Source organism: Stieleria marina (assembly GCA_007741555.1).
Classification (GTDB): Bacteria; Planctomycetota; Planctomycetia; order Pirellulales; family Pirellulaceae; genus K23-9.
Window position 1 is genome coordinate 7,768,685 of record CP036526.1, and the last position, 18,384, is coordinate 7,787,068.

The window sequence follows — 18,384 nt, forward strand, 5'->3', positions numbered from 1 at the left end:
CAAACCCCAACTTAAACTCATTTTCAAACAACATGATGATTCGGACATTGATTACGGCCATTTGTTTTCTGGTTGGTTCGGTCGCGATTCAAGCGGACGACTGGCCTGCATTCCTAGGGCCCCAGGGTGCTGCCAAAACAACCGAAACAGTTCCAACAGCATGGAGCCAATCGGAGAATCTTCAATGGAAAATCGATCTCCCCGGAACAGGATCATCCAGTCCCATCATTGTCGGGGACCGAATCATCGTGACTTGCTACGTCGATGGCGGTGACGCTGAACGACGGGTCTTATGCTTTGACAAGAACACTGGCAAACAAAATTGGTCCGTCGCGTTTCCCATCGACTACCGCGAAGACGGTTACCAGGGCTACATCACCGAACACGGGTACGCCAGCAACACACCTGTAACGGATGGCGAAGACGTCTACGTCTTTCTGGGCAAAGGTGGCGTGCATTCGATCAGCTTAGACGGGAACAAAAACTGGAGTGTCGATGTCGGCAAAGAATCCAGCAACCGCCAATGGGGTTCGGCCGCAAGCCTGATGCTGCTCGGTGACAGTGTCATCGTCAACGCGGCGGAAGAGGCAAAAGCAATCCTGTCCTTGGACAAAAAGACGGGCAAAGAGTTGTGGCGACAAGAGGCCGGAATGCTGGAGTTGACCTACGGGACACCACGGGTCGTCAAACTGGACAACGGCGAAACGGAATTGGTGATCAGCGTGCCCGGCGAAATCTGGTCGCTCAATCCCACGACGGGAAAATTGAAATGGTTCGCTGAATCACCCATGACCGGAAACGTTTCGCCTTCCGTCATTGTCGATGGCCAAACCGTCTACAGTTTCGGTGGCTACCGTGCGTCGGGGAGCATTGCCGTCACAGCGGGCGGCAAGAAAAATGTGACTGACACGAACGTTGTTTGGACCGCCAAGTCCAGCTCGTATGTTGCCACACCACTGCTGCATCAAGGTCGCTTTTACTGGATCGACGACCGCGGCATCGCTTACTGCATCTCGGCAAAAGATGGCGAAATCGTTTATCGCGAACGCGTCAACAAACTTCAAAGCGGCCGCCCCGTCTACGCATCACCGGTCCTGATCGGCGAGCAGATTTATGTTGTCACGCGCCGTAGTGGCACGCTGGTCTACGCCCCCGGGGATACGTTCGAGCCAATAGCGCAGAACGTATTGCCCGATGACGAAACGGACTTCAACGCTTCGCCCGCGGTTTCCAACGGAAAGCTTTACCTGCGAAGTAATCAGTCGCTTTATTGCATCGCGAAATAGCCGCTGGCTGTCAGTGGAGCAGCGTTGCCAGCAAGCAGAGCGATTGAGAGGAAAACAGCTAGCGGCCGGAGATCGGAATCTTCACCTGAACTTCGATCCGGAACCTAACTTCGATCCCGTACCGGGGCGTGCCAAGCGGACTCGTCCTCGACGCAGCCGCATGGACAGGAGTACATTGATTCGTCGCCACTGGGCGGCACTTTGCACTCATTACAGGAATTACTCCATGTCTCAGTTACTTGATCTCGTTGGCCAATACCTTGACGATGACAGCGTCGCAGCCATTAGCAAGCAAATCGGAGCCGATCCCGCGCAAACTCAACAAGCCATCGGCGCGGCACTTCCAACGCTTTTAGGCGCCATCACGCGGCAAGCCGGCGAACCCGAGGGCGCGGCCAAGCTTCACCATGCCCTTCAAAATGACCACGATGGTTCGATCCTCGATCATTTGGGAAGTCTGTTTGGCGGTCAACAGCCAGCGGCTCCCGAAGTTACCGAGCGGACGACGGCGGGCGGGTCGATCTTGGATCATATCTTGGGCAACCGCAAATCTCGCGTCGAAGAAGGCGTTAGTCGAGCCAGCGGGCTTTCCAGCGGTCAGGTCATGAAATTGATGGCATTGCTGGCACCACTATTAATGGGCGCGCTAGGAAAACGCCGAAAACAAGAAGACCTGTCTGCCGGCGGACTTGGTGATCTTTTGCAAAACGAACGCAAGGAAGTCGAATCAAAAACATTCGGCGGCGGAATGATCTCCAAAATGTTCGACCAAGATGGGGACGGTGATTTTGACATGATGGACATGATGAAGTTTGGAGCCGGCCGCCTGTTTGGAAAGAAATAGACGAGCGAAGCAGCAAGCCCAGAACTGACCTGGGCAGACGTGATTTCCCGATGCAAGGAAGCAAAAGGATTACGACATGACAGAATTCGTTTTCTCTCTCGCCATCGCGGTTGTGATCGCGTTGGCTCTCTGGCAAATCATAGGCTGTCTGATCGCGCAAAGACTTCTCTACAGCAACCACCACAGCATTGCCCAACGGCGAACTCCCGAGCAATTTGGCCACCGTGTCACGCGTTTGACCATTCCGGTTGACCGCCATCACAACTTGGCTGCTTGGATGCTATCGCCTAGCCCCGATGTCTCTCTCGATGGTGCATGCATCGTCATGGTGCATGGATTCAGTGGCGGCAAAGACAAGTTGTGGAGTTTTCCGTCGGACGACTACCAAGCGTCGACTTTGGAACAGGGCGGCGCGGCCTTGGTCAATTCTGGTTTTCACGTCGTCGCCATTGATCTCCGCAATCATGGTGACTCCGACGACAACGGCCCCGTTACCTTGGGCGCACGAGAATCCGACGACGTACTGTCCACACTGGACTACTTGCGCAATCACGCTGGGCATCTTGGGATCGACGCCAATCGAATTGGCCTTCGCGGAGAGAGCATGGGTGGCGCGACTTGCTTGATTGCAGGAGCCCGTGATCAAGAAAATCAAATTCGAGCGATCTGGTCGGACTCTGCATTTGCAGAAGCAGCCTCTGCAATTCCTGACTTCATGCGTCACAAGAACATCCCTACGATCTTTGCGTTGCCAGCAAGGTTTTGGCTCACCAAACTGGCCGGCGTCCATCTCAACGAAGCCAGTCCGCTGCGACGAATAGGAATGATCCACTGTCCTGTTTTTCTGACCCATAGCAACGGCGACGCAATGTTGCCGATTCGACACTTGGAAATTCTCGCTTCGTCGGAGCATTGGCAACAAACTCCGCAGATCTGGTCGTTGGCACAACACGCACACAATCGACTCTGGCGAGAACCGGAGTACCACCAGCGCCAGATCGATTTCTTTCGGCTTCATCTGGCTAACCAAACCATCCGCCGCGAAGCTGCTTAGTCGTCACTCAGTGTCCCAAGTGTGCGATAGGGCTGCGTAGATTCGCATTCATGGATACCAGTCGTCCGTTGCGACGATTCTGAACCAAGATCCGCACGCGACCGTCGTAGCTGCCACCTTGTTCCAACGTTCGGGCAAGTGACACCAAGCGACCACCGATGTAACCGACTTGTTTTCCGTCGACGGCCACGATCCTATCACCGATCTCTAAGCCTAGTTTTTGGGCCGCACTGGACAACTGAACGTATTCGACCAGACAACCGGTTTGTGTCGCATGGGAGCGAACCCCCAAGATCCAGCGACGATGGCGTTTTGATGCCACGTTCGATGCCGACCCAGCCACCGCAGTACCGGCAACGGGCGTGCTGATGGCAGGTGTGCTGACGACGGATGGGGTGGACACTGATGCACTCACCGCAGGTGCTTTGACGTTGTCAATTTCGCCGTCTTGTTGTCCAAACGCATTGGCGGTAACCAACCCGGTTAACAAAGCCACCGCAATCACGACGTAGCCAAGTACCGGTTTTTCGACTTCATTCTTTTTCGCGTTCATGGTGATGACTCCCGTCGGTGTGATTGATTCGTTTCTAACTCGCTAAGCGAGATTCAGATTGGTGTGTTACACCCATAATTCAGAATCTCCAAAACAGTCGTTCTCCCCGGCAAACAACGGACTTTTTCTCGCAACGGCTCCCAGTGATCGCGTGAATTCTCAAAACGAGGGCAAGCCACTGGCTGGACTCGGAATTGGCACAAGTTCTGACCCCAAACTTGGATTGCTTTAGAGATCTGACACCGGACACTCCGACCAGCCGTTTACAGCTCAAAACATGCGAATCGCTGCTTTGTTCGCTAAGATGAAAATTCTCAAAGCCTTTTGAGAGTCCATCGGTTGGGCAATCGCACGGCAGATCAACTCTCCTTGGTTCTTCTCATCTTGGCGGGCACATGAAAAGTCTTTCTGTCACGGCTCTACTCCTGGCATGCTCTGCGTGCATCTCTGCTTGTTCAGTCGTTCAAGCCGATGAAAAAAGTCTTACCTGGACGAAAGCATTCGAACCGAATTCGGCTCGCGACTCAGCCGACAAACTGATTCTTTTGTTAATCACCAACGACGATCCTTTCGTCGAAAACAGCTCGCATGAACCACGTTCGCTTTGGTGTACTCCTCTCGTCGAATCAGTTCTTCAAGAAGTCTCTCAGGCACGCGACGATTTGAAAGAAAAGTTCATCCTGCAGTCGCTCGCAGCGGGGACCCCGAAATTGCTTTCAGCTGGCAAAGATCGCAACAAACCAGAACGCGCGATCATTGCCGTTTGCGATACCAACTACCGATTGCTGGGTCTGCAAACCGGAGTTCCTGAGTTGTCGAACATGCTGACGTTGATCGAAGACGCACAGTTTGCAAGTGCACTGCTAAACGCACCCGAAGGCAAGAATCAAAAAGCGGCTCGACATCGCGCCGACGAAATCACTCAGTACTACGCTCAGCGATTGCCACGACTGTGGAGCGAAGCACAGCAGGAGATCGTCGCCAAAACAGAGCAAGACGCTGACGACGAATCAGTCAAATCAACCTCCGTCACATCAACCAATCTGACACGCAGAAAACTGGCGAACATCGGCGAAGCATTGGACGAGATTTACTTAGCCGATGTCAAACGTCGCTTCTCACTGAACGAACCGAGTGATTTATTACGCTTGGCTGTCATTGAGCAGCATCCCCAAGTACGCCAACCCTGGTGTGACGCGATCTTTCCGCTTGTTGCTGGCACAGATTTTCAAACGCACTGGCAAAGTTTGGTCGAATTGATCTGGAAGCGGAGTCCGGTGACCGAAAGCAATCATGACCAACCGCTGATCGAGTGGTGGGATCGAAACGCTGCATCCAACACCGTCGTCTTTTCAATCGAGCCACCGATCCTTGATTCGCTCCGGCGTTGGCCGCCAATCAACGTCGACAATGCCGCCGACCGATTGAAACTGGGGTGGAGAGATTTAGAAAATGTAGCGGCTAAGGTTCCCTTCCGTCATGTAACGCATCAGCAACTCGCAACTGTGATGCGAATCAAGGGCCTGCAACCCATCGATACGGAGCTTCCCTCTCGTGGTCGCTACGTCGTCTTTGACCCCGGCCGCAAAACGGGCATTGTCATACACGAAAACGACCTGCCAGCCAAACACATCGGACGGATCAAACGGGCAATCAAAAAATAGCCCGTCGGAAAATAGCTCGTCAAAAAATAGCATGTTGAGGCACGTCGACCGAAAACTAACTCGGGCCACCCGACTGATCGCGATCTTTTACGCCCAGGATCTTGCCCAGGATGATTGCAAGCACCGCAATGCCGGCGGAGAACAAGGCTCCCATCTTGGCTGAACCCTGTAAATCAATTTGCTTGAACGCTTGGCCTGACACGAACAACGCGACGGTCAACCCGAGCCCAGCGATCACGCCCGCGACGACTAAGTGTTTAAGTTTCATGCCGTCTGGCAAAGGAATCTTGACCAAGGTGCCCAGACCCGAAAATAGCGTGATCCCGACCGTCTTGCCGACCAACAGAGAAAGGAGAACGATCCAAGTCAGGTTGTTAATATTGGATAATTCAACGCCTGCATTGGCAAACGCAAAGAAGAACAAACCAAAGTCGACAAACTTCTTCAGATCGTGTTCAAAATTGTTCAGCGTGTCGGATTCGATCGTCTTCGTGTCGTCGCTAAACATTCCTTCGTCATAAGCCGGTCCGGGCAGGAAAGGAACAATTGGAACCAGCGCCAATGCTGGGTGCAGGTGAGCACTGAATAATCCCCACCAGCTAAACGCGCCACCGATGACGATGTAGGGAACCCAACTCTTAACGTTTTTCTTTCGCAACAGAAAAGCGATCACCATGCCGGGGATGATGAACAATGCGTTGGCCCAGACAGGATCCTGGGTGGGATAAAAGATCGCAATGATCATCAATCCGATTCCATCGTCAGCGACTGCCAACAACAGCAAAAAACTGATCGCGGGATGCCCGTTGCCAAACACCAAACGAGCAACCAACCAAGCCAACGCGATGTCCGTTGCTGTCGGGATTCCCCAACCACGGGTCCAAGCTTCTTCGCCAATCGTTTGGTTCAACACAAGGTAAACCACGACCGGCCCGACGACTCCGCCGATCGTACCGAGCAGCGGATTGATTGCCTTGGACACCGGATTCAGAGCACCGCCCGGTAGACAGGCTTCGGCAATTTCTTTGGCGGCAATCCCGAAGAACAAAACCATGAACAGATCGTTGATGATGAAATGCATCGACAAAAAGTGATGCAAACCATGATGTCCGCCGCCGGAGGCGATGTGATCGTCGGTATCGTCAAGAACATCGGGGTCTTCACCGCCATGAAGATCGCCGGAATCAACGCCGTGTTCGGCGGCGTGCCCGTCACCATCGTGCCCATCGCTTTGGATAAACGAATACGTGTCGTGAACGATGCGGTGGTACGTGTCGGGATACGTATTGGCCATCGCCAGCGCGGCAATCACGCCTAGCACCAGCGGAATCGAAAATTCCTGGAGGAGATAAACTACTTTGTTGCCCGATCCGTGGTTCGTCATCTGTCGTAAATAGCAAGAGTTCAATAGCGGGGATGCCGGCCAAACCATTTCGCAGTGCGTTTGGTTGGTGGCTCGATTGGAAGGGAATATAGCCACAAACCCGGTTTTAGGATCAGTCCACTTCGGCGGCTTCCGCCCCAACCGAGCCAGGTTTTCTCTCGCCAAAGGCGGCTGCATTTCACTTGGATTCGTCTAATGAAGCCACTCTGTTAAGCTATCCGCCCTCCAAGGGTATAAATCACATCGAAAACGCCCTTCAGCAATATTTTCACCATCGTCGACAAATCGCGGATAACTCATGGATAAGAATCAGCTGCCACCCGAAGCCATCGGCGAAGACGAACTTCAGCGACCACAGCCTGCCGATGAGCCAATTTCAACTCGTGATTCGCAGGACTTGTTCAAAGTCATGCGGCACACCGTCGATCGGATGCAAAACGATCAGATGGCTCGCGGTGACATCAAGATTCTCTCGCGAACCCTCCGCGAACTGCGTTATGCGTTTTCGGTGTTTCGCCCATTTCGTTGCCGTCGCAAAGTCACGGTGTTCGGTTCCGCACGAACTCAGCCGGGACATCCCGAATACGAAACCGCCGTGGAACTTGGCCGCCAGATGGCCGCCGATCATGGCTGGATGGTGATCACCGGCGCGGGCGGCGGCATCATGGAAGCGGGCCACAAGGGAGCTGGCAAAGAAGCATCGATGGGTTTGAACATCATGCTGCCGTTTGAACAGAGCGCAAACCCTTACATCGAAGGCGACCCCAAACTCGTCACGATGAAATACTTCTTCACTCGCAAATTGATGTTCGTCAAAGAATGCAGCGGAGTAGTGTGCTTGCCCGGCGGGTTCGGCACACTGGACGAAGCACTCGAAACGCTAACACTGATGCAGACGGGCAAACAGACGATGATTCCGTTGGTGCTATTGGATTCGCCCGAAGGCAGCTACTGGAAAGACCTTGGCCTTTTCATTGACAAACAGCTTTTAGGGGGCGGCATGATCAGCCCCGAAGATGTTCACCTTTACAAAATCACCAATTCAATTGACGAAGCGATCGATGAAGTGATTGGTTTTTACAAGGTTTACCACAGCATGCGATACGTCAAAGATCGCTTGGTGTTCCGGCTAAAAGAAAAACTCAGTGACGAACAACTCGAAGCGGTCCGAACGGAGTTCTCCGACATTTTGGCGAGCGGTGACTACACGCAGCGCGACGCTCTTCCCGAAGAAGCCGGCGAGCCTGACTTAGCGGATTTGCCGCGTTTGCATTTCCACTTCAATCGCCGTGCCTTAGGTCGCCTAAGAATGCTGATCGACTTTATCAACGGACGCGTCAAAACTTAGAAAGAGGTTGACTGCGAATCACTCTTGCCCAAAAACCGGAGACAACGATGCGACGACTGCCAACGATTTGCTTTTCGCTACTGGCAATGCTGCTGGGAATAGACCATTCGTTTGTCTCTGCCGACGAAGCGACCTGTGTTGTCGCCAGTGTCCAGCCGATCGCGACAAACGCGGGCATCAACACTTATCACTCCGGCGGCAATGCCGTCGACGCTGCCATCGCAACGGCAATGACATTGGGCGTGGTCGACAATCACAACTCGGGGCTCGGTGGCGGGTGCTTCATCCTGATTCGGACACCCGATGGTCAAATTCACGCGATCGACGGTCGGGAAATGGCACCGTCCGCAGCAACGGCCGACATGTACCTGCGCGATGGCAAAGCTGATACCGAGCTCTCGCAAACAGGGCCCCTAGCCGTCGCCGTTCCGGGAGCACTCGCTGCGTACGCGCACGCTTTGAGATCGCATGGAGAAAAAACGCTTGCCGACGTGATGTTGCCTGCTGCCAAGATCGCGGAGGAAGGATTCGCGGTCGACAAGATTTTTGCTCGAAAATTGGAATCGAAAAAAGACCTTTTGGCGGCTTTTCCAGCGACTCGCGATCAGCTTCTTAAATCCGACGGCAGCCCCTATCAAACGGGAGACACGCTTCGCCAAAGTGATCTGGCCAAGACCTATCGTTCCATCGCCGTCAATGGCGAAAAATGGTTCTACGAGGGTCCGTTCGCTCAGACGATCGGTAGTTGGATGCATCAGAACGGCGGCATCGTGACCGCCGAGGACTTTGCCAATTACCGCATCAAACTGCGTCAGCCCGTCGTCACAGACTATCGCGATTGGAAAATCGTCGGGTTCCCTCCGCCCAGTTCGGGCGGATGCCATGTCTCGCAAATGCTAAACATTCTGGAGACATTCGATCTGGCGGCAATGCACCAGCGCGATCCCGCGCAAGCCAAACATGTTGTCATCGAATCCATGAAACGTGCCTTTGCCGACCGTGCCTACCATCTTGGCGATGCTGATTTCTCCAGAGTTCCCAAAGCGCTGATTGACAAAGCCTATGCACGCGACCTTGCCAAACAGATCGACATTCAAAAAAGCACCGATGTGTCCAAACAAGGCGACCCGTTCGCATTTGGTGATGAACTTTTTGGCAAACACACCACGCACATCGCGGCCGCTGATAGCGATGGCTACTGGGTCGCTATCACCGCAACCGTGAACACAACCTTTGGCTCCAAGGTCATCGTCCCGGGAACAGGTTTGATTCTCAACAACGAAATGGATGATTTCTCTGCCCAGCCGGGAGTTCCCAATGCCTTTGGCCTGATCGGTGCAGAGAACAATGCAATCGCTCCTGGCAAGCGACCTTTGTCAAGCATGAGCCCCACCATTGTGCTTGATCGCCGAGCCAAACCGATCATGACCGTGGGTGCTGCAGGAGGCCCCAAAATTATCACGCAAGTTCTACTGGCGCTCATTCGAACACTCGACTACGGCGACGACTTGCAAGCTGCTGTCGCGGGCCCACGTTTTCATCATCAATGGCGTCCAGACAGCGTATTAGTCGAATCCAAAATGGGCGACGAGATTATCGACCGGCTAAAGAAGTTTGGCCACGTAATCAAAACCACGTCCTCCAGCGGAATCACACAAGCCATTCGCATCGACGACGACGGCAATCTGATCGGCGTTCATGACCCACGCGTTCCTGGAAAAGTCGGCTACGGATTTCGCAAAGTCGCTGCCGTAAAGAACTAGTTTCCATCGCCTGAAGTCGGAACGCGCCGCGTGCGATTACTTCCTTGGCAATTGGATTGCAGGCGATGCTTAGAACAAGCTTTGATCGCACTGCTTGCGAAGCGCCGCTAATGCTCGCACCCACAAGACTCTTGTCGCTGCATTGCTACGACCTAGATTCTTCGCAATTTCCTCGTGCGTCATGCTTTGGAAATGACGCATTTCGATGACACGTCGATAGTCTTCGGGTAATCCTTCGATCGCAGAGGCTAACAACAGACTCCTTTCGGAATTTGCCACACCTTCGTCGGGTTGCGGCTCGTCGCCCGTCGCCAGTTCTTCGATTCTGACACTCGCTTGGCCAATCACGTCGGTTACAGCCCGCTCGGCGCCTTCCCCTCGTTTAACCGCCATCGCTTTTCGATGATGCTGCAAAACGACACGTCGCAAAATCACTCTCAGCCATGCCAACCGCTGGACGTGCGTTGTGCCTTGAAAACCCTGCTCGCCGCGCCAAGCATCCAGCATCGTTTGCTGGGCGATGTCCGACGGATCCAATTTGCCTTGCAGATCTTGGGGTAATTCGCGCCGCGCGATTTGCACCAGCCAGCTTCTTAGCGGACCAATTGACCAGCTTTCCCGCAGACTACTTTCGGGGTCATCGTGTTCCGCTGGTTCCATTACGAGATCGCTTTTGTTTGATGAATCGCATTCAGCCGTTTTGGCAGCCGATTCCCAGCGGCTTTGGCGGCATGCAGTAGCAGCGATGCGAACGTGAAGATCATCATGAAAGTCATCAAGAACATGGTTACGACACCCGATATCGCCCAGTCGTATTCGACCGTCTTTCCGCCAGCCAAGTCAGTCAAGACTGGGAGGATGGTCATGGGAAACAGAGTGAACACCGAAAACAAAACACAAAACCCTAGTCGCAACCACTCTCGCTGCGTAACAGCCCGCCAAAAATACGCAACAAACGCTAGTACATAGCATCCGCCCCAAATAATGATGATCCACGACTCACCCTGGTTCACATCCTCGCTGGACAGTCGAACGGGTGACAGTAGATGCCCCCATGTCATCAACGCCGCTGCGGCAACGATAGGCGCGAGCATCAAATACGCCAGCGTAAAGCGACCGCTTCGCAGCCCACGGGTCAGGTATAGCACTGGCAACACGACGGCAAAAAACGCCAGAATCGCCGCCCGGCAGAATGACCACCAAAACGACGCAGCAGTTTGGCCGGCCGTCAGCGGTGACCCCAGCAGTCGACGTCGGTTACGTGGGTCAGGAGTTGCAGGGGCACTGGCGAGCGAGCGTTCTTGACTACGTGGCTGGACCCGAATGGTTTGCACACCTTCTCGTGTCGCACGCACCAAACACAATCCGTCTTCTTCGGCCAGCAATACAGGGGACGCCGCTGGGTAGAGAGCCTTTTTGGTATCGCGATGACGACGGGAGCTGGTCCAAACCGGCTTTCCGTCCGAGAGCGAAACCAAACGATACACGTTGTCTTGGTCATACAAACCGATCAGCGGTGCCCGTCCGTGGACTTCATGAATACGGTCAAAGTCATTCCAACGACTGGCATCGACTTTCCATAGCTCGCCCGAATCATTTTGACAAACCAATTGCGAATCATCCAAGAAGACATGTTCGCGTTTGCCGTCTTGGTCGACGTCGATCAAAAACTGCTTGCTCTGTACTCCGTTTTGCTCAACGGTCGACCTTTCCGACAGCTTCAAGCCATCTTCGCTGGTGTCAAATTCTTGCCACGTTTTGATACCTGTCTTGCTGGGATAAGCAACACTCACGCGAGGCCAGTCGGCTTGTGGATTGACGACCCCGATCTGACGTTGTGCAAATTGACTTTTCGTTCTGCGATAGGTTTTTACAACTTGGATCGGCTGTTGATCGATTTCCACGCCATATTCTTTGGACAACATCCGCAAAGCGTGCTTGCCTTGCGGTTCATCATTCCCGTCAAACACTAGAATTCTGCGATCGGTCGGTGGTCCGCAAACCTCGATCGGCGGCCACACGTTTCCCGCATTCCAGCGGATGACGGAAAGATCTGTGTCGGCTCGCCAAAGCGATTCGCCATTGGTTCCCGAAACCGCGACCAACTCGACAGATGCTGCTTTATCCCCGTCGGGAACTACCGCATCTGCCACGCCATCACCGTTGCAGTCGACTCGCAGGATTTTGACATCGCCATAGGATTGGTAACTTCGCGGGTTCAAGGCTCGGCAGAATTGTTTTCGCCAACGAGTCTTTCCTGTCATCGCGTCCGCGCAAATCAGGAGCATTCCCCGAATGCCAAAAGTGGTCTGACCGTTGAATGATGCGTGTGCCAGAATCCAAATCGCACCCGGGTTGTCATCGCAGACTTGGACGCCTTGCGCCACACCACAGGCTTGTTCCAATTCGCACATCACACGCCCGGTCTCAGCGTCCAAGAATCGAGCTTCCTGGCCCTTTTCGAGTGGCTGAATCAAGACCGTTGATGCATGTCTCTGCGAATCCAGAATTGGTGTTGCATGAACTTTTGCAGTGGCTAAGTGCCACCATAGTTCGGTGCCGGTCACACCATCGAAGGCGCGTACTATTGACGATTCGGTTTCTCGCACCAAGACACGAGCCTGCCGCTCGCTGTTATTCCAAGACGCGACCAATTGCCGAGCATCGCTACGTGTTTTTGATGGAGCTTCTCGATCCAACCAGAACGCTCGGTCGTCATACAGATCATCCGGGCCTGGACGCTGGCGATAAAAGCTGGATTCGATCCTATCAGCCAAGCTTAACCGCGTGATACCTTCGGCGATCACAGGTCGCGAATCGCTTGTCACGTCCAAACGTATCGTCACACCGCGGCGGGCCGTGTCTTTCAGCGGACCAGTCGTCAGTGACACTTCGATCAAATTGTTTCCATTGCTCGCAATGTGATCGACTTCGGACGTCTCCATCGAGCCACTGGTTGTTCCAATCGGTTCTTTCCAAGACCGGATGGGATCGCCGGTCTTGCCGCTCAGTAAATCGACGTACAACCAGTATTGGTTCATCCGCGAATGAGTACTGCGATACGCTTGCGTTTCCCGCCTGCCATGAACGGTCGCAATCGCAATGTCACGAAATCCGTCGCCATCAAAATCACGAAGCACGGCGGCTCGTTCGATCATCGATGCAAAACAGGATATCGACTTACGCCCCGTCCATTTCGATTTTCCATCGTTCGTGTTCAAGCAAGTGATGCTCCCGCTATGGTCGCGGTTGTCGAAATCTTCGGCCACAAGCAACTCATCTTCTCCGTCGCCGTCCAAGTCGACCGCCATTGGAAAATCGGATCGTTCCATTGCCTGGGACGACTGATCCCAACGCAGCGGGTGATTGCCGGTCCACAAAACACCAGGCGAAGAATCTTCTGTCGAAATCGGTGACACAACTGCAAGTGAATCAGGCGATGGAACGTCTTCGGAGACTTGCGACCAAATCGCAAACACCGGCGGCAATCCGGCGCCACGCTGAATCACGGTGGGGCTAGCGGCGATCGTAAAGGGAAGTTCGATCGCACGGCCTACACGCGAACCAGCGGCAATATCCCAAACATCGATTGTTTTGTCGCTCACCGTGACAGCCAGCGTCTGATCTTGCCAACGAAGAATTTTTACGGGAGGCGTCATTGGTACGACGGCGCTCGAAGTTCGACCCGCCCAATGAATCCGATGCCTGTTGGATGTGCCACTTCGGTGGATCACACCGCTGGCACTGCTATTCACACTTTGAAAAGGCCGTATCTCGTTACCCGGCAAAATGTAGACCAGCGATCCGTCCGTGGGCCAGTACTCTTTTTTTAGCGGCGTCTTGGATGACGGCATCGTGGGACGCGGCAGCTTTGTGATCGCGATGGTTTTTCCAGTTCGGCCACTGAGCGTGACCAGAAACGGGTCTAGGGATAGATCCGGGTTGTTTCGAGTCAAGTTGACCAACAAATCATGGGTGCCATCACCATCCAAGTCGTTCAGCAAAACGACTTCCATTACTGCGGGCAACTCGACTTTCTTTCCGCTGCTTCTTGGAAGCTGGCCTAGATTCACCACAGCAGGCAATTGCAATGTCTGCGACCAGATTGTTTTGCCGTCCTCACTGATTGCCGCAATCGCTGACTCGGTTCGTGCCGTGACGACCACGTGTTCAGCACCGTTGATGCTAAGGGTTTTGGGCATCAGTCGTCGTGGTTTGGCAAAGTAAGGATTTCGAACGACAGCGTTGTTGGTCCAGCCGTTGTTGGCATGAAACGAGAAATCGGCCTCGTCGACAAAAGTGCTCAAGTCGGTCCGGAAAACTCCTTTTTCTTCGGATGCAAACACCCGCAGTTCCTGAGTATCCAGAGTCGCCAACCACTCGCTGCCGTCACTTCGCTCAATGGTCTCGACATACTTATCAGCAATCGGAATTCCTTCACGCACAATGCGGCGATCGACGTAACGAGTTCGCGTCGGCAGAATGGCGTCCACCGAAACACGCGTCGTTTCGCTGAATCGTCCATGCGGCGTCAAACGCACTTCGTATTCGCCGGCAGGTAATTCCGTTTCACTCAGCATCGGCAGAGTGGTGGTCAGTTGCGGTTCGGCAGACACTCCGTCTTGATCGACCAGGAAAAACGAAGTCGCAAACGGCCCGCCCGCTGCGGCCATTTGTAGTTTTCCCATCGTGGCCGATCGGCGTTGCTGCATCATTCCATACAAAGCAGCGCCCACCAGCAGTGTGGCCGCAATTGCCATCGCCGCCATTCGCAATCGTTCGCCATTGCGTTGGATTCGACGTTTGATGATCGTTCGTAGTGGCACGCCGCGAGCCTTGATCGGGCGTCCGTCGCGAATCGCCATCAGGTCGTCTTGCAGGTCGCCGGCGGTTTGGTAACGATCGTTGGAATCCTTTGCCAAACATGTTTGCAAGACGACTTCTAAGTCACGCGGCAAGCCTCGGCGAATCGTGGTCGGATTGGGCGGATCAGCGGTGCGAATCTGCTGCAACACATCCAGCGGTGTCGGGCCGTCAAACAACGCCGTGCCGGTGACCAGTTCGTACATCGTCGCACCCAACGAATAGATGTCCGATCGATGATCAGGTTTAGCGCCAGGTGATTGAAAAACAGTTTCCGGACTCATGTATCGCGGTGTGCCCAGCATGGCGCCTGTCACGGTTGCCGTTGCATCCGCGTCGCGCCGCGCTAGTCCAAAGTCCGTCAACCAAATATGCCCGTCATCGGCCACTAACAGGTTGCCAGGTTTGATGTCGCGATGCACGACGCCTTGCTTGTGAGCATATTGGAGGGCGCTAGCCGATTCGATTCCGATGCGGACAACTTCGTCCAGCGGCACACCCTGGGGATGTTCCGACAATGTTTTGGAAAGCGGTGCACCGTCGATCCGCTGCATCGCGTACCAGTGAACACCTTCGTGTCGGCCAACGCCGTAAACGGGCACGATGTTGGGATGGTGAAGTGCAGCGGCTGTTTCTGCTTCTCGCCAAAATCGCTGTGCCGCCATCGGGTCGACCGTCGTTTGCGGCAAGATTTTTAGCGCGACGGTTCGGTCCAATGATTCTTGAACCGCTTCGTAGACGATCCCCATCCCACCACGCCCCAGATGTCCGGTGATGCGAAAATCCGGGATTTTGAAGTCAGGGAGCCGCCACGTTGTCACCGGCGATGGCGAACAGGTGAAATCGGACGAATCAAGCAGCGAGACCGATTCTATGCACTCACCAAGTTGCGGCTGTAGTTCCGGGTGTTTCGCAATCAGCTCCGCTGGACTCTCCGCGGTGCCCGCGTCACGACGCTCCATCCATTGCTGCAAGACCTCGGCCAAACGCAAATCGATGGTTTCGTCGACGGCATCTTGTGGCAATTCGGAAGAAGACATTTTGAACACCTAGGACAGAAAGAATGGGCTACAAAGTCCTAGATGCGGGATATCGACTCGCGCAACACGAAAAAAGTAAAAATAGTCCTGCGACGCCGTTCGCAGGGTATTTCTTGCTCTGCAAAGAACAATCGGCGTATCCGTGACCGTGATGCCCTGCGAGCGGTGTCGCAGGACGGCGGAACGCTTCTATCTTTGCGGCACAGTCACCTCGGCACTCCACAGCGTCCCTCCCGCGGTGATGTACAGAGTTTTTCGATTCGGGCCGCCGAAAGAACAGTTCGTCACTTCGTCGCGCGGGATCGCAATGAAATTCAATCGCTCCCCACTTTGTGACAACACATAAACGCCGCCTTTGAATTCGGTGGCCGTTTCGCTCGGCAAGTTCGCTTCGTTTCGTCCGCCGGCCACATACAACGTGCCGTGATCGTCGATCGCCATTCCGTCGGGGCCGCGACCGGTTTTCCAGTCCAAAATCAATTTCTTGCTCGCCGCATCGACCGTCCCATCGGCCTTCAGATCAAACCGCCACAATTTACGCTCTGCACCGACCGTGTTGTTGTGATTATCAGCGACAAACAAATAGCGATCGTCCGGCGTGACCAGTACACCATTGGGCCGGTCCACTTCATGCGTGATGATCCGGCTGACCGAACCGTCGGTGTCAATTCGATAGACACCTTCAACGGTGCGTCCAGCGTCGTCGACGATCTGCATGTCGTTGCGCTGGCCATAACGTGGATCAGAAAAGTAGATCCGTCCTTTGCTGTCGACCATGATGTCATTGGGCGAATTGTATTTGTTTCCCTCGAAAGAATCGGTCAGCACTTCCAACTTCTTTGTCGCAATATCCATTCGCGAAACACGTCGCGTTTTGGGCTGGCAGATAAGAAGCTTGCCATTGTTATCGAACAACAATCCATTCGACCCCGCATCGGGCAAAAACAACTCCGTCTTTCCGTCAGGTGAAAGACGCGTGATGCCCGCAGGTCCGCTGAAAAACAAACCATGCTCGGGATGCCAAGCCGGTCCTTCTCCCGCACCTTCTTCAAGCACCAGCTTCGTCGTCCCGACCAAACTGTCGCGGCGCTCCGCGGCGCCGCTCTGCTTTGCCTTGGCATCGATCGCTGCCTGCATCGCGGCGACTGTCTCTGGCGAGGGCTTAAAACTCCCGGGCCGATGTCCTTGAGCAATCATTACCGGCGTCCAGCCAGACCTGTTCTTGTGGTTCCATTTGTCGGGATCCGCACCCTGCGCTGTTAAAAATTCGACCACCTTGGGAAAATTCCGGTAGCCCGCGCCGTGCATGGCTGTCTCCTTATTCTTGTCGACTGTATTGACGTCCGCCCCCAGGGATATCAAGTACTTCAGCGTCTCGATTACTTCTGGTTCCAGTCCCGCTTCTTCGCCAACCGCTCGGACGCCGATCCCGGCACAAGCCATCAGTGGTGTGCAACCGTCAGCGTTACCTTTCAATGGATCCGCGCCTTCAGCGACCAGCAACTTAATCAGCTCGATGTCGGCAGTCTTGCCTGCCAAAACCAGCGGCGTCGCACCGGTGTGATTCAAAAACGCTTTGCCTGACTTTCCTTTCTTGAGCGTCAGATTGACGTCCGCACCTGCATCGATGATCGCTTGGATGAATTGCATCGAAGTCATATTTCCCGATCCGCGTCGTCGCGGATCACCATCGGGACCTTCGCCCCAGTTTGGTTTGCGAACCGAAACGATCGCATGCAATGGCGCAAAGCCGCTTCGCTGATCATTTACATTAGCTCCTTGTTCAACCAAGAACATCGCCAATTCAAAATGTCTACTTTCGATCGCCATGATCAGTGCGGAGGTTCCGCTGCGCGGCACGCGACCACCTGACTTCTTGGGCTTCATCACCGCATTCACATCGACACCGGCTTCGACCAACCGTTTTGCCACCTCCAAACGTCCTTCGCGTGCCGCAAACATCATTGCGGTAAAGCCCGCATTGCTGGTCGCATTCAGATCAGCACCACCGTCGATTAGCGCGCTGACAGCATCGAAGCTTCCTTCCGCTGCGGCCCACATCAGTGCGGTTTGATCATTGCGACCGTTTTCGTTTACTTTGGCCCCGCCTGCAATCAACTGCCGAACCGAGTCTGCGTTGCCTGTTTTTGCTGCGATCATCAGCGGTGTTTCGCCACTGGGCATCTTTGCGTTGACCTGGGCACCAGCATCAAGCAGCTTCCTCAAGATCGCAGCGTCACCGAGTGAGCAAACGATCGAGAGCGGCGTGACTCCGTATCGAGTCTGGGCGTTTACATCCGCTTTGTTGGCGAGCAACAGATCAACTGCATTGGCATGTTGATGGTAGACCGCCCAATGCAACGCCGTCATGCCATCGGCTTGCGGCTTGCTCGCGGCGGCATCGTCAATCCGTTTCGCCAGTGCTGACCAATCTTTTGCCTCCGCAAAATCTGCGATAGAAACAGTGGGTTCTTGAGAAATCCCAATCCTGCCTACCAGACAAGAAAAAAGCAGCAACAGAAACAAAGTCAAATAGCGGATCAAATAGTTCATTGTCGAAATAGTTTTGATTTTTCGTGCAAGGT

11 protein-coding genes are annotated in these 18,384 nt (G+C 54.1%); 6 read left to right on the forward strand and 5 right to left on the reverse strand.

The annotated features are described in order from the left end of the window. The first annotated feature begins 35 nt into the window (after nucleotides 1-35). From K239x_RS27505 to K239x_RS27515, 3 genes are all read left to right on the forward strand, one after another. Complete coding sequence (locus K239x_RS27505; protein ID WP_145422620.1) at nucleotides 36-1,286, forward strand: outer membrane protein assembly factor BamB family protein; 1,251 nt, start codon at nucleotides 36-38, stop codon at nucleotides 1,284-1,286. A gap of 226 nt (nucleotides 1,287-1,512) precedes the next feature. Then, nucleotides 1,513-2,130 (forward strand): DUF937 domain-containing protein, encoded by a 618-nt coding sequence (locus K239x_RS27510; RefSeq protein WP_145421635.1) that lies wholly within the window; start codon nucleotides 1,513-1,515, stop codon nucleotides 2,128-2,130. 76 nt (nucleotides 2,131-2,206) lie between these two features. Continuing rightward, on the forward strand, nucleotides 2,207-3,184 hold the full coding sequence (locus tag K239x_RS27515) for an alpha/beta hydrolase (protein ID WP_145421637.1): 978 nt from the start codon (nucleotides 2,207-2,209) through the stop codon (nucleotides 3,182-3,184). A 7-nt stretch (nucleotides 3,185-3,191) separates the two neighbouring features. On the opposite strand, the gene K239x_RS27520 is transcribed toward K239x_RS27515, so the two are convergent. Continuing rightward, a complete protein-coding gene (locus K239x_RS27520) occupies nucleotides 3,192-3,737 on the reverse strand; it encodes a PDZ domain-containing protein (RefSeq protein WP_145421639.1) in 546 nt (181 codons plus the stop codon). A gap of 395 nt (nucleotides 3,738-4,132) precedes the next feature. Between K239x_RS27520 and K239x_RS27525 the strand changes: the two genes are divergently transcribed. Further along, the gene (locus K239x_RS27525; protein WP_145421641.1) at nucleotides 4,133-5,401 is read left to right on the forward strand and encodes a hypothetical protein; all 1,269 of its coding nucleotides are present in this window, start codon (nucleotides 4,133-4,135) and stop codon (nucleotides 5,399-5,401) included. A gap of 55 nt (nucleotides 5,402-5,456) precedes the next feature. Here the strand turns inward: K239x_RS27525 and K239x_RS27530 are convergent, their stop codons facing one another. Further along, the gene (locus K239x_RS27530; protein ID WP_419189462.1) at nucleotides 5,457-6,785 is read right to left on the reverse strand and encodes a Na+/H+ antiporter NhaA; all 1,329 of its coding nucleotides are present in this window, start codon (nucleotides 6,783-6,785) and stop codon (nucleotides 5,457-5,459) included. Between the two features lie 298 nt (nucleotides 6,786-7,083). Between K239x_RS27530 and K239x_RS27535 the strand changes: the two genes are divergently transcribed. Then, on the forward strand, nucleotides 7,084-8,133 hold the full coding sequence (locus K239x_RS27535; RefSeq protein ID WP_145421643.1) for an LOG family protein: 1,050 nt from the start codon (nucleotides 7,084-7,086) through the stop codon (nucleotides 8,131-8,133). Between the two features lie 47 nt (nucleotides 8,134-8,180). Next, nucleotides 8,181-9,896, forward strand: coding sequence for a gamma-glutamyltransferase (gene ggt / locus K239x_RS27540; RefSeq protein WP_145421645.1), 1,716 nt, complete (start codon nucleotides 8,181-8,183; stop codon nucleotides 9,894-9,896). Nucleotides 9,897-9,965: 69 nt separating this feature from the next. On the opposite strand, the gene K239x_RS27545 is transcribed toward ggt, so the two are convergent. The 3 genes from K239x_RS27545 to K239x_RS29010 form a co-directional block, all read right to left on the reverse strand. Continuing rightward, nucleotides 9,966-10,556 carry a sigma-70 family RNA polymerase sigma factor gene (locus K239x_RS27545; RefSeq protein WP_145421648.1) on the reverse strand — a complete coding sequence of 197 codons (591 nt, stop codon included), beginning with the start codon at nucleotides 10,554-10,556 and terminating at the stop codon, nucleotides 9,966-9,968. Then, a complete protein-coding gene (locus K239x_RS27550; RefSeq protein WP_145421650.1) occupies nucleotides 10,556-15,799 on the reverse strand; it encodes a serine/threonine protein kinase in 5,244 nt (1,747 codons plus the stop codon). Before K239x_RS27550 ends, K239x_RS27545 begins: the two co-directional genes overlap by 1 nt. A 189-nt stretch (nucleotides 15,800-15,988) precedes the next feature. Further along, complete coding sequence (locus tag K239x_RS29010) at nucleotides 15,989-18,352, reverse strand: ankyrin repeat domain-containing protein (RefSeq protein ID WP_419189463.1); 2,364 nt, start codon at nucleotides 18,350-18,352, stop codon at nucleotides 15,989-15,991. Between the last annotated feature and the right edge of the window lie 32 nt (nucleotides 18,353-18,384).